Source organism: Pseudomonas sp. MWU347, assembly GCF_017947305.1.
Lineage (GTDB): Bacteria > Pseudomonadota > Gammaproteobacteria > Pseudomonadales > Pseudomonadaceae > Aquipseudomonas > Aquipseudomonas putida_A.
The window spans coordinates 54,758-68,571 of record NZ_JAFGZB010000001.1; the positions used below are offsets into that span (position 1 = coordinate 54,758).

Genomic DNA, 13,814 nt, shown 5'->3' on the forward strand with positions numbered 1-13,814 from the left:
CCGCCAAGACCTTCAGTGGATAGGGTGTTATGTCCGGAAAAGCGCAACAGCAGTCTCGTATTATTGAGTTGATCAAACTGGGTCGTGAGCAGAAGTATCTGACTTACGCCGAGGTCAACGACCACCTGCCCGAGGATATTTCAGATCCGGAGCAGGTGGAAGACATCATCCGCATGATTAACGACATGGGGATCCCCGTACACGAGAGTGCTCCGGATGCGGACGCCCTTATGTTGGCCGACGCCGATACCGACGAGGCCGCTGCGGAAGAAGCAGCCGCTGCGTTGGCAGCGGTGGAGACCGATATCGGTCGCACCACTGACCCGGTGCGCATGTACATGCGTGAAATGGGTACGGTCGAGCTTCTGACTCGTGAAGGCGAAATCGAAATCGCCAAACGTATCGAAGAAGGCATCCGTGAAGTGATGAGCGCGATCGCGCACTTCCCTGGCACGGTTGACCACATTCTCTCCGAGTACACTCGCGTCACCACCGAGGGTGGTCGCCTGTCCGACGTGTTGAGCGGTTACATCGATCCGGACGACGGCATTGCGCCGCCGGCCGCCGAAGTGCCGCCGCCGATCGACGCGAAAGCCGCCAAGGCTGACGACGATACCGACGACGATGACGCCGAATCTTCGGATGACGAAGAAGAAGCCGAAAGCGGTCCGGATCCGGTCATCGCGGCCCAGCGTTTTGGCGCTGTGTCCGATCAGATGGAAATCACCCGCAAGGCCCTGAAAAAGCACGGTCGTCACAACAAGGCAGCGATTGCCGAGTTGCTGGCCCTGGCCGAGCTGTTCATGCCGATCAAACTGGTGCCGAAGCAATTCGAAGCCCTGGTCGAGCGTGTTCGCAGTGCCCTGGATCGTCTGCGTCAGCAAGAGCGCGCGATCATGCAGCTGTGTGTACGTGATGCACGTATGCCTCGCGCCGATTTCCTGCGTCAGTTCCCGGGCAATGAAGTCGACGAAAGCTGGTCCGACGCCCTGGCCAAAGGCAAGAGCAAATACGCCGAAGCCATTGGTCGCGTACAGCCGGACATCATCCGTTGCCAGCAGAAACTGATCGCGCTGGAAACCGAGACCGGCCTGACCATCGCCGAAATCAAGGACATCAACCGTCGCATGTCGATCGGTGAGGCCAAGGCCCGCCGCGCGAAGAAAGAGATGGTTGAAGCCAACTTGCGTCTGGTGATCTCGATCGCCAAGAAGTACACCAACCGCGGCCTGCAATTCCTCGATCTGATCCAGGAAGGCAACATCGGTCTGATGAAAGCGGTGGACAAGTTCGAATACCGTCGTGGTTACAAGTTCTCGACTTATGCCACCTGGTGGATCCGTCAGGCGATCACTCGCTCGATCGCCGACCAGGCCCGCACCATCCGTATTCCGGTGCACATGATCGAGACGATCAACAAGCTCAACCGCATTTCCCGCCAGATGCTGCAGGAAATGGGTCGCGAACCGACCCCGGAAGAGCTGGGCGAACGCATGGAAATGCCTGAGGACAAGATCCGCAAGGTATTGAAGATCGCTAAAGAGCCGATCTCCATGGAAACCCCGATCGGTGATGACGAAGACTCTCATCTGGGTGACTTCATCGAAGACTCGACCATGCAGTCGCCAATCGATGTTGCAACCGTTGAAAGCCTGAAAGAAGCGACCCGCGAAGTGCTGTCCGGCCTCACTGCCCGTGAAGCCAAGGTCCTGCGCATGCGCTTCGGTATCGACATGAACACCGACCACACACTCGAAGAAGTGGGCAAACAGTTTGACGTAACGCGTGAGCGGATCCGTCAGATCGAAGCCAAGGCGCTGCGCAAGCTGCGCCACCCGACGCGAAGCGAGCATCTGCGCTCCTTCCTCGACGAGTGATACCAGAACCCCCGGCCCAGGCCGGGGGTTTTGTTTATGCGGCAGATTAAATCCCTCGCACCGCCCCTCCCCGGCATACCCCGTCTACACTCGAAACAATGAATCCCGTGCCATAACGAGACGGTTATGCCCAGACTGGCGCCCGTGCTTTTCTTGCTGTCACTGATGATCTGGACCGCAACGGCTGACGCGCTGACTCTGACCGATGAAGAACGTAGCTGGCTGGCGGCTCACCCGGACTTGCGCCTGGGTGTAGATGCATCGTGGCCGCCGTTCGAGTTCCGCGATGAACAGAATCGCTATCAAGGCCTGGCCGCCGACTATATCGACGTGATCCGCCAGCGCCTGTCGATCAAACTCAATCCGGTCGAGCCATCGAGCTGGACCGAAGTGCTGGCGCAGGTGAAAACCGGCGAGATCGACCTGCTGCCAGGGATCATGTCCACGCCGGAGCGCCAGAGCTATCTGTCGTTTACCCGCCCCTACCTCGATTTCCCGATCGTGATCCTCGCCCACATCGGCGGCGCTCAGCCGCGCAAAATCGAGGACCTGTACGGTCTTAAGATCGCCGTGGTGGAGAACTACGCCCCCCACGAACTCCTGCGCACCCACCATCCCGACCTGAATCTGGTGGCCATGCCCAATGTCAGCTCGGCCTTGCAGGCTCTGGCTACCGATGAGGTAGACGCCGTGGTCGGCGACCTTGCCTCCAGCGTCTGGAGTCTGCGCCAGCTCAAGCTCGACGGTTTATACGTGAGCGGCGAAACCCCGTATCGCTATCAGCTGGCAATGGGCGTACCCCGCGACAACAAAATGCTGGTGGGTATTCTGGACAAAGTCCTGGCGGACATGAGCCCCGAGGAAATCAGCAGCATTCAGGAACATTGGGTCGGTAATGTTCTGGACCATCGGACATTCTGGTCGGACCTGCTGATCTATGGCCTTCCGGGCCTGTTGCTGCTGGTCAGCATTCTGGCGGTGGTCATTCGCATCAATCGCCGCTTGAGTTCGGAAATCGCCCGCCGCGTCGACCTAGAACAGGAATTGCGCAGCAGCGAATATCATTACCGCGGATTGGTCGAGAGCCTGTCGGCCATCGCCTGGGAAGCGCGCATGAGCGACTTCACCTATAGCTATGTGTCGCCGCACGCCGAAGATCTGCTCGGTTATCCACAGGCGCACTGGCTGATTCCGGGCTTCTGGCGCAACATCATTCACCCCGCCGACCTGACCCGCGCCCAGGCCATTTGCGATGAGGCGGTACGCGACGGACGCGATCACACCCTCGACTATCGGGTGATCACCGCTGACGGGCGCTGCCTATGGGTGCGTGACATTGTCAGTCTGATTGAACATGGCCATGAGCCTGTGATGCGCGGGCTGATGATCGACATCAGCGAAACCAAGCGCACTGAGGAGGCGCTGCGGCTTTCGGAGCAGAAGTTCGCGTCGGTGTTCCAGCAATGCCCGGATATCCTCGTGATCGCGCGGTTGTCCGACGGCTGTCTGCTGGAGGTCAACGAAGCCTTTGAAGAGCAGATTGGCCTGAAGGCGGAAGACGTGGTCGGCCAGACCGCCACTGAACTGAATATCTGGGGCATCCCCGGGGTCGGGCCCGGGCTGTTACAGCGCTTGCAGGCCGGCAGCATCCGCAACCTGGAGATGCCCTTTCGCCGCAACAACGGCCAGGTGTTCACCGGTCTGATCTCCGCCGAGCCCTTCGACCTCGACACCACTCCGGCGCTGGTGGTGGTCGTGCGCGACATCACTCAACTCAAGGAAACCCAGCAGCAACTGCAAACCTCCGAAGAGAAGTTCGCCAAGGCCTTTCACGCCTCGCCGGACGGCTTGCTGCTGTCGCGTCAGAGCGATGGCTTGCTGCTGGAAGTCAACGAGGGCTTCAGCCGCATCACCGGGTTCAACAGCGCGATGTCGGTGGATCGCTCGGCGCTGGATCTGGGGATCTGGGTCAATCTCAACGAGCGCAAGCAGATGCTCGACCTGCTGCACCGCGACGGCTTCGTACGCGATTTCACCTGCCATATCCGCCGCAGCGACGGGCAGATCCGACTGTGCGAAGTGTCCAGCCGTCCTCTGCCGATCGGCGAAGAAGATTGCATGTTGACCATTGCCCGGGACATCACCGAGCGCCATTTGATGCAGGAAAAACTGCAGCAGGCGGCCACCGTATTCGAGAGCACCGCCGAAGGCGTGTTGATCACCGACACCCAGCAGCACATCAGCGCGGTGAACCGTGCGTTCACCGAAATCACCGGCTACAGCGAAAGCGAAGCCCTCGGCCACACCCCGCGCCTGCTCGCCTCGGGACTGCATGACAGCGCGTTTTACGCGGCAATGTGGCACCAGTTGACTGCTGAGGGACACTGGCAGGGCGAGATTTCCAACCGGCGCAAGAACGGCGAGTTGTATCCGAGCTGGCTGACCATCAGCGCCGTACGCAACCGCGACAAGTTCATCACCCACTTTGTTGCGGTGTTCGCCGATATCTCCAGCCTCAAACACGCACAGGCCAAGCTCGATTATCAGGCGCACCATGACCCGCTCACCGGCCTGCCGAATCGCACCCTGTTTGAAAGTCGCCTGCTCACCGCGCTGAACAGTCAGCAGGAAAACGGTGGTCAGGGCGCGGTGCTGTTCCTCGATCTCGACCGCTTCAAACACATCAACGACAGCCTCGGCCACCCGGTTGGCGATCTGCTGCTCAAAGGCATTGCCGTGCGTTTGAAAGAACAACTGCGTGATATCGACACCGTCGCACGACTGGGCGGTGATGAATTCATCATTCTGCTGCCGGGTCTGCAACAAGCCAGCGATGCCGACAACATCGCATTCAAACTGCTCAACTGCTTTGGCGCACCGTTTCAGGCCGGTGAGCACGAGTTCTTCATCAGCGCCAGCATCGGCACCAGCCTCTATCCACGGGATGGCTGCGATGTCGCCACCTTGGTGAAAAACGCCGACGCGGCGATGTACCGCTCCAAGGCCAAGGGCCGCAACCGCGTCGAAAGCTACACTCGCGACCTCACTGCCCAGGCCAGCGAGCGCGTGGCACTGGAGCACGAACTGCGCCGGGCCATCGAGCGCGAAGAGTTGTTCCTCTACTACCAACCGAAAATCAGCCTCGACGACCATCGCCTGGTCGGCGCCGAAGCACTGATCCGCTGGCGCCACCCGACCTTCGGCGAAGTGCCGCCGGAGCACTTCATCCCGTTGGCCGAAGAGAACGGCATGATCCTGCAGATCGGCGATTGGGTGCTCGAGACCGCCTGCCGGCAGATGTTCGAGTGGAATCAGATCTACGACAGCCTTGGCCCGCTGTCGGTCAACCTGGCCGGCGCGCAACTGCGGCAACCGAATCTGCTCGGACGCATCGAACAACTGCTCAGGGACAACCGTCTGCAGCCGGATTTACTGCAACTGGAAATTACCGAAAACTTCATCATGAGCCAGGCTGAGGAGGCCTTGGCGGTGCTGCACCAGCTCAAACACTTGGGCGTACAACTGGCGATCGACGACTTCGGCACCGGTTATTCTTCGCTCAGTTACCTCAAACGCCTGCCGCTGGACATCCTCAAGATCGACCAGTCCTTTGTTCGCGGACTGCCCGATGACCCGCACGACGCGGCGATTGTTCGCGCGATCATCGCTCTGGGCCGGAGCATGCAATTCACCGTGATCGCCGAAGGCGTCGAGACCCAGGCCCAGCAACAATTCCTCGCAGCCGAAGGTTGCGAACAGATCCAGGGCTACATCGTCAGCCTGCCGCTGCCCCCGGAAGAATTCGCCGCAACGTTTCTTCGTGTAACCGTATCGGATTATTCGGATAGCACAGCCGCCAAACCGTCGCTATAATCCGCGGCCTACTGAGGGCCTATAGCTCAGTTGGTTAGAGCAGAGGACTCATAATCCTTTGGTCCACGGTTCAAGTCCGTGTGGGCCCACCAAACATACAAAGGCTTATGCTTGATGGCATAGGCCTTTTTTGTTTTTGTGTCTCGTCAGCCACTCAGTCGACCCCATCCACCTGGATGTGAGTGGTGCCTGCGGGTCATACGTAAAATCAAATCGCAACGGAGCATGCAATGAGCGTAATGGAAAAGGAACTTCCAGAAATACACATCGACGATACCATCAAAGTTCTTGAACACTTGAGTACATGCAGACCCCTGAAGGCATCTGCACGGCGTAGCAGACTCGAAGTGAATGCGGAGAAATTTGCCAATTGGTGTCTCATTCTCGGCGGTGCCGGGATGGCCGTCGCGGCCTGCATGGCCTACTGGCATACGTCGCAGACTCCGTTGCCGGAAGAGGCCAAATATCTGGCTCTCTATCTTGTGTTCTTCTCGACAATATCTACTTTGCTGTCACTGCTTACACCCATGGCGGCACTGGTCTACGCGCTTTTCCGATGGGAGACCATCACCTTGAAAAGCATGATTGCCGATTTCAGACACGAGAATGCGTTGGTAGATTCACTTGAACCTCATTCGGAAGTGGCACTTCTAGATGCAAAGTATTGGCTCGAACTCAGAATCAATCGAGCAGAAGCGCGTGTCGCCCTGTTTTTTGGAGAAAAAGCTGCAGCCCTTGCTCTGCTGGGAACGGCCTACGTCTGCGCGGAAAAATTCGGCGGTTTCCCCTGGATCAGTAAGACCTTGTTGGCCGGACCTGTGAGCGGAAACTGGGGTGATAGCGCCTTATTGATGATCATTGCCTTGGTACTCGGTCTTTCAATAGGAGCGGTATTGCTCAAACGCGTAAATCTCCGATACCGCTTCCAGATCGAACTTATCGATCAAGCCTTACGCAGAATGGCCAGATAACGGTCAATCCAACGCATAAAAATCCGCGCAATTACGCGGATTTTTCTGTCCACTCTTCGCGCCCCGTTGGCCAATCATTCGATTACCGCCCACAAGCGTCTCGTCGGTTGAGCCTGTAACATGCTCGCTCCAAGATCCGCGCCCTATGGAGCCTTCCTTGCCCGACATCCGCCCGCCCGTGCTCGATGAAATCGACCGGCAGCTAATCGCCGCCCTGCAAATCAACGCTCGCGAGAGCGTGGCCATGCTTGCCCGCCAATTGGGCATTGCGCGCACCACAGTGACGTCGCGACTGGCGCGTCTGGAAAAGGCCAAGGTGATCACCGGTTATGGCGTACGTTTGGGGCAGCGCGTGGTCGATGGCGGGTTGCAGGCGTATGTCGGGATCAAGGTGCAGCCGCGTTCCGGCAAAGAGGTATTGCGCCGGTTGAGCGCGATGGCGCAGGTGCAGCAGTTGTGCGCGGTGAGTGGCGAATTTGATTATGTGGCGTGGTTGCGCACCGACTCGCCGGAGCAACTGGATCAGTTGCTGGATCAGATTGGCGGGGTGGATGGGGTTGAGAAGACCACGACTTCGATCATTTTGAGCAGCAAGATTGATCGGGGGCAGCCGGTTTGAGCGCTGGTGAGCTTGATGGCCTCATCGCGAGCAGGCTCACTCCTACATTTGGTCGGAATGCAGTCATTAATCGTCATATTGATCAATTAACTGGCAAAACGACGACACTTTGCGTCTTATTAACGTGTTCTACGCTCCCTAGAATGGCTGGCATCTTTTCCTATACTCAGACGCGCATCCTGCGTCGGGTCGCCAGCAAGGTCAGCCATGAACAAGAACAATCGCCATCCTGCAGACGGTAAGAAACCCGTCACCATTTTCGGCCCGGACTTTCCGTTCGCCTTCGACGACTGGATCGAACACCCGGCCGGTCTCGGCAGCATTCCTGAACACCATCACGGCGCTGAAGTGGCGATTGTCGGCGCCGGTATCGCGGGTCTGGTGGCCGCCTACGAACTGATGAAGCTCGGCTTGAAACCGGTGGTGTACGAGGCCTCGAAACTGGGTGGCCGCCTGCGTTCGCAAGCGTTCAACGGCACCGACGGCATCGTCGCGGAACTGGGTGGCATGCGTTTCCCGGTGTCCTCAACTGCGTTTTATCACTACGTCGACAAGCTCGGTCTTGAGACCAAACCTTTCCCGAACCCGCTGACACCGGCCTCCGGCAGCACAGTGATCGATCTCGAAGGCAAAACCCATTACGCACAAAGCCTGAAGGATCTTCCTGCACTGTTCCAGGAAGTGGCTGACGCCTGGGCGGATGCACTGGAGGCTGGCTCGCAGTTCGCTGATATCCAGCAAGCGATCCGTGAGCGCGACGTACCACGCCTCAAAGAACTGTGGAATAAACTCGTTCCGCTGTGGGACGACCGCACGTTCTACGACTTCGTGGCCACTTCCAAAGCCTTCGCCAAACTGTCATTCCATCACCGCGAAGTGTTCGGTCAGGTCGGCTTCGGTACCGGCGGCTGGGACTCGGACTTCCCCAATTCGATGCTGGAAATCTTCCGCGTGGTGATGACCAACTGCGACGATCACCAGCATCTGGTGGTTGGCGGTGTGGAACAAGTGCCGCAAGGCATCTGGCGGCATGTGCCGGAGCGCTGCGTGCACTGGCCGGAAGGCACCAGCCTGAAATCCCTGCACCGTGGCGCGCCGCGTTCCGGGGTGAAGAAAATCGCTCACGCGCCGGACGGCCGTTTCGCCGTCACCGACAACAACGGCGACACCCGCGAGTACGCCGCCGTGCTGACCACCTGCCAGAGCTGGCTGCTGACCACGCAGATCGAATGCGACGAAACCCTGTTCTCGCAGAAGATGTGGATGGCGCTGGATCGCACGCGCTACATGCAGTCGTCGAAGACCTTCGTGATGGTCGACCGGCCATTCTGGAAGGACAAGGACCCGCAAACCGGCCGCGACCTGATGAGCATGACCCTCACCGATCGCCTGACCCGCGGCACCTATCTGTTCGACAACGGTGACGATAAGCCGGGGGTGATCTGCCTGTCCTACTCGTGGATGAGCGACGCGCTGAAGATGCTGCCGCACCCGGTGGAAAAACGCGTAGAGCTGGCGTTGAACGCGCTGAAGAAGATCTACCCGAAAGTCGATATCGCCGCGCGGATCATCGGCGATCCGATCACCGTGTCGTGGGAAGCCGACCCGTACTTCCTCGGCGCATTCAAAGGCGCCCTGCCCGGCCACTATCGCTACAACCAGCGCATGTACGCGCACTTCATGCAGGACGACATGCCGGCGGAGCAGCGGGGGATTTTCATCGCCGGTGACGACGTGTCGTGGACCCCGGCGTGGGTCGAAGGCGCGGTGCAAACTTCACTCAACGCGGTGTGGGGCATCATGAAACACTTCGGCGGTTCGACACATAAAGAGAACCCGGGCCCGGGTGATGTGTTCAAAGACATCGGCCCTATCGCCCTGCCCGAGTAAGAGGATTCCCCGATGCGTGTAGCCCTTTACCAATGTCCACCGCTGCCCCTGGAACCCGCCGCCAACCTGCATCGCCTGCAGCAACTGGCAATGGAGGCCAAGGGTGCGGACCTGCTGGTGCTGCCGGAGATGTTCCTGACCGGCTACAACATCGGCACCGAGGCAGTCAGTACGCTGGCCGAGGTCTACAACGGTGAATGGGCGCAACAGATCGGTCGAATCGCCAAAGCCGCCGGGCTGGCGATTGCTTACGGTTACCCCGAGCGCACGGCCGACGGGCAGATCTACAACGCCGTGCAGTTGATCGACGCGCACGGCGAGCGCCTGTGCAATTACCGCAAGACCCATCTGTTCGGCGATCTCGATCGATCGATGTTCAGCCCCGGCGAAGATGATTTTCCGGTGGTTGAACTCAACGGCTGGAAGCTCGGCTTTCTGATCTGCTACGACCTGGAGTTTCCGGAGAACGCGCGACGTCTGGCCTTGGCCGGTGCCGAGCTGATTCTGGTGCCGACGGCAAACATGATTCCGTTCGATTTCGTCGCTGACGTTACCGTGCGTTCCCGTGCCTTCGAAAACCAGTGTTACGTGGCGTACGCCAATTATTGCGGGCAGGAAGGCGAGATCCACTATTGCGGACAAAGCAGCATCGCCGCGCCGGACGGCAGCCGTATCGCCCAGGCCGGACTTGATGAAGCGTTGATCGTCGGTGAGCTGGATCGACAGTTGATGGCCGATTCCCGCGCCGCCAATCGCTACCTCAACGACCGTCGTCCCGAGCTTTACCATGCGTTGAACAAGCGCTGACCCCACCCAATCCGCTAGCATTGGCACTTCACTGTTCTGGAAGTGCCCATGCCTGCGCCGACTCACCCCCGCCCCCACACTGAAACCCTGCCAAACGGCTTGCGCGTGACCCTGCGTCAGGTGCCCGGCTTGAAGCGCAGCGCCGCTGCGTTGCGGGTGGCGGCCGGTAGCCATGATGTGCCACTGGAGTGGCCGGGGCTGGCGCATTTTCTTGAGCATTTGCTGTTTCTCGGCACTGAGCGTTTTCCTGCGAGTCAGGCGCTGATGGCCTACGTGCAAAGTCACGGTGGCCAAGTGAATGCCAGTACCCGTGAACGCACCACCGACTTTTTCTTCGAACTGCCGACCTCGGCCTTCAGTGCCGGGCTCGAGCGCCTGTCAGACATGCTCGCCCAGCCGCGTATGAATCCGCACGATCAGTTGCGCGAACGCGAAGTGCTGGACGCAGAATTTGTCGCGTGGTCGCAAGATCCCACGGCTCAGCAGGAACTGGCGCTGTACGAGGGATTGCCGGCCACACATCCGCTGCGCGGGTTTCATGCGGGAAATCGCGACAGCCTGAAAGTTGAGTTACCAGCGTTTCAACAGGCGCTGAAAGATTTCCACCGGCAGTTTTATCGCACCGGACAAATGACGCTGAGCCTGGTCGGGCCGCAGAGCATCGAGGAATTGCGCGTACTGGCGCAGCAGTTCGCCGCCGTGCTGCCTGTTGGGGATAAGGTCGAGCAAGCAGCGCCGCTGCCATTGGCGGTAAAAAGTTATCAACAGGTCGGCGAGCGAAGCGGCAATCTGTTGTTCGCTTTCGAAGCGCTGCCCGACTCGTCCGCCGAAGCGTTGGCATTTCTCTGCCATTGGCTGAACAGCGCCAAGCCCGGCGGGCTGCTCGCCCATCTGCAACAACAAAGCCTCGCGGACAGTTTGAAAGCCGTGCCGCTGTATCAGTTCGCCGGGCAAGCGCTGCTGCATCTGCAATTCACCGCCCCCGCCGAATCCCTCAGCGCCATTCGTGAACAGCTGCTGGACTGGTTGAGCTTCTTTGCCGCGCAACAGGACTGGGCAGCGTTGCGCGAGGAGTACATCAAGTTACTTGAGCGTCAGCAGCAAATCAGCGGTGCTCTGCCACTGGCGCGGCTCGACAGTGAACAACGCGAAAGCGGTCTGTCGGAAAACGGCGTCGTTGCGCTCAAACAGATCCTGCGCGACCTCGGTGTTGTGGATAACTTCAGCGACCATTGGCATCTGCCTGCCGCCAACCCTTTTCTGGGTTCCAACGAGCCGCTGGCCAACGCCGGACTGATTCGCGGCCAGACCAGCGCTCACCGTGGTTTGCGGACTTTCGCTCAGGATCGCTCGCGCGGGCGGCGTGAGCGTTCGCCGATGCAATTCAGCCAGGCGTTGCCGGATCATAGCGACCACGGCGCGATTTACTTGCGTTGGCAAACGCAGGCGGCGGCCGGCACAGATCTGCAAGGCAAGCTGCGACGCAGTCTGCGGGAAACGCAGGAAGATGCGCGGCAGGCCGGCGTCGAGTTGGCGTTCAGTGCCACCGGCACGCAGTGGCTGCTGAAACTGACGGGCCTGCAGGAGCCGATGCCCAGTGTCCTGGAGCACGCGCTGAAATGTCTGACGCAAATTGACGCCGATTCAGCGAGCGCAGAGGCAGAAACACCGTTGATACCGATCCGCCAGTTGCTCAAGGCGTTGCCTGAATATTGTCTGTCATCGGCCGTCGAGTCGCACGACGTCAAACAGCTGTGGACAACTTCGCGCTGGGACGGACTGGCCCTTGGCCTCAACACACAGACGCAATCGGCCATGGGCCTGGCCCTGAGCCGCATCCCCGGCACACCGGACAATCAATTGCCGGCAGCGCCGACGATCAATACGCAACATCTGTGGAGCCACATCGACACCGCGTCCAGCGAACATGCTTTGCTAATGTTCTGCCCGAGCGCCAGTCGCGAGATCGCCGACGAAGCCGCCTGGCGCTTGCTCGCGCAGCTGTGTCAGACACCGTTCTATCAACGCCTGCGAGTCGAATTGCAATTGGGCTACGCAGTGTTCAGCGCCTTGCGACAGATGCATGGCCAGAGTGGATTGCTGTTCGGTGTGCAGTCGCCGAATACTGCGCCAGTTGAGCTGCTCGGCCATATCCAGCAGTTCCTCGAGGGCATTCCTGCGCTGATCGAAAACCTCGATGAAGAGCGCTTCAACGAGCAGCGCCAGTCACTCGCAGATCAGTTCGCTGAGAATCATCTGTCCGACAAGGACGCCGCCGAGCTGCTGTGGCAGGCCAAGCTCGCCGGCCACTCGTCGGATTATCTGGCGCAACTGCACACAGCCATTGGTCAACTGAAACGCTCAACATTGCTGGAGGCAGCGCAGCGGTTGCTCAACGCCAAGGGCGGCTGGCGCTGCCTGGCCAGCGAATCGTCACCCGGCGCGCCGTGGCAAGCGACAAAATGATCATTACCCAGGCTGCAAGGAGCTTTCTCAAAGATTCACGGGCAATATCGTTGAAATTTTGAGTAACATAGCAGCCTAACTATTTGGAACATCCCGGCGCGGCCATGGACTATAACTATGGACAGCGCTATCCCACCCACCCAATGAGGAGTCACCCTATGTCCTGGACAAAACCAGCTTACACCGACCTGCGTATCGGCTTCGAAGTCACCATGTACTTCGCCAGCCGCTGAGTTCTGTCTACGCAGACTTGCAGTGCAACGCCTCGGCTCGCCGGGGCGTTTTATTTTCAGCGTTGAAAGATGGGAGCGTTCATGTTCGTCCAGATTCTGGGTTCGGCCGCCGGTGGCGGATTTCCGCAGTGGAACTGCAACTGCGTCAATTGCGCAGGCTTTCGCGACGGCAGCCTGAATGCCAAGGCCCGCACCCAATCGTCCATCGCGATTTCCGATGATGGCGTGAACTGGGTGCTGTGCAATGCTTCGCCGGACATCCGCGCGCAACTGCAGAGCTTCGCCCCGATGCAACCGGGCCGTGCACTGCGCGACACCGGCATCAGCGCGATCATCCTGATGGACAGCCAGATCGACCACACCACCGGCCTGCTCAGCCTGCGCGAAGGCTGCCCGCATCAGGTCTGGTGCACGGACATGGTTCACGAAGATTTGAGCACCGGTTTCCCGCTGTTCAAGATGCTTACCCACTGGAACGGCGGTTTGAGCTGGAATCGCATCGAGCTCGACCAGAGCTTCACTGTCGCTGCCTGCCCGAACCTGCGCTTCACCCCGCTGCCGTTGCGCAGCGCCGCGCCACCGTATTCGCCGCACCGTTTCGACCCGCACCCGGGCGACAACATCGGCCTGATCGTCGAAGACATGAACACCGGCGGCAAACTGTTCTATGCACCGGGGCTGGGCAAGGTCGACGCACCGCTGCAGGAAATCATGGCCGGAAGTGATTGCCTGCTGGTGGACGGAACGCTGTGGGATGACGATGAAATGCAGCGCCGTGGCGTCGGCACCCGCACCGGTCGCGAGATGGGCCACCTGGCGCAGAACGGCCCCGGCGGCATGCTCGAAGTGCTGGAGCAATTGCCTGAGCAGCGCAAGGTGCTTATCCACATCAACAACACCAACCCGATTCTCGATGAAGATTCGCCGGAGCGCGCGGAGCTGGCGCGGCGTAATGTTGAAGTGGCCTATGACGGCATGAGTATTGTGCTGTAGCGACCGGCCTCTTCGCGAGCAAGCTCGCTCCCACATTGGATCTGTGGCGTTCACAAACCCTGTGGGAGCGAGCTTGCTCGCGAAG

9 protein-coding genes and 1 tRNA gene are annotated in these 13,814 nt (G+C 59.5%); all 10 read left to right on the top strand.

Translation table 11 applies throughout. The annotated features are described in order from the left end of the window. Positions 1–29: 29 nt before the first annotated feature. The 10 genes from rpoD to pqqB all read left to right on the top strand — a co-directional run bounded on the left by rpoD (position 30) and on the right by pqqB (position 13,729). Positions 30–1,877: an RNA polymerase sigma factor RpoD gene (gene rpoD, locus KCG87_RS00255; protein ID WP_027610709.1), complete on the top strand. Its 1,848-nt coding sequence runs from the start codon at positions 30–32 to the stop codon at positions 1,875–1,877. Between the two features lie 126 nt (positions 1,878–2,003). Further along, complete coding sequence (locus KCG87_RS00260; RefSeq protein ID WP_210556544.1) at positions 2,004–5,750, top strand: bifunctional diguanylate cyclase/phosphodiesterase; 3,747 nt, start codon at positions 2,004–2,006, stop codon at positions 5,748–5,750. A gap of 15 nt (positions 5,751–5,765) precedes the next feature. After that, positions 5,766–5,842: transfer RNA gene (locus KCG87_RS00265), tRNA-Ile, on the top strand. A 138-nt stretch (positions 5,843–5,980) separates the two neighbouring features. Then, a complete protein-coding gene (locus KCG87_RS00270) occupies positions 5,981–6,721 on the top strand; it encodes a hypothetical protein (RefSeq protein ID WP_098965923.1) in 741 nt (246 codons plus the stop codon). 157 nt (positions 6,722–6,878) lie between these two features. Further along, positions 6,879–7,340, top strand: coding sequence for an Lrp/AsnC family transcriptional regulator (locus KCG87_RS00275; protein ID WP_025108603.1), 462 nt, complete (start codon positions 6,879–6,881; stop codon positions 7,338–7,340). A gap of 207 nt (positions 7,341–7,547) precedes the next feature. Beyond that, positions 7,548–9,230 (top strand): NAD(P)/FAD-dependent oxidoreductase, encoded by a 1,683-nt coding sequence (locus KCG87_RS00280; RefSeq protein WP_210556542.1) that lies wholly within the window; start codon positions 7,548–7,550, stop codon positions 9,228–9,230. Between the two features lie 12 nt (positions 9,231–9,242). After that, entirely contained in the window at positions 9,243–10,037 is a 795-nt protein-coding gene (locus KCG87_RS00285; protein ID WP_210556541.1) for a carbon-nitrogen hydrolase family protein, read from the top strand. Positions 10,038–10,085: 48 nt separating this feature from the next. After that, the gene (gene pqqF / locus KCG87_RS00290) at positions 10,086–12,503 is read left to right on the top strand and encodes a pyrroloquinoline quinone biosynthesis protein PqqF (RefSeq protein WP_210556539.1); all 2,418 of its coding nucleotides are present in this window, start codon (positions 10,086–10,088) and stop codon (positions 12,501–12,503) included. A 158-nt stretch (positions 12,504–12,661) separates the two neighbouring features. Next, the gene (gene pqqA / locus KCG87_RS00295; protein ID WP_003422658.1) at positions 12,662–12,736 is read left to right on the top strand and encodes a pyrroloquinoline quinone precursor peptide PqqA; all 75 of its coding nucleotides are present in this window, start codon (positions 12,662–12,664) and stop codon (positions 12,734–12,736) included. An 81-nt stretch (positions 12,737–12,817) separates the two neighbouring features. Next, the gene (gene pqqB, locus KCG87_RS00300; protein WP_210556537.1) at positions 12,818–13,729 is read left to right on the top strand and encodes a pyrroloquinoline quinone biosynthesis protein PqqB; all 912 of its coding nucleotides are present in this window, start codon (positions 12,818–12,820) and stop codon (positions 13,727–13,729) included. Positions 13,730–13,814 lie beyond the last annotated feature (85 nt).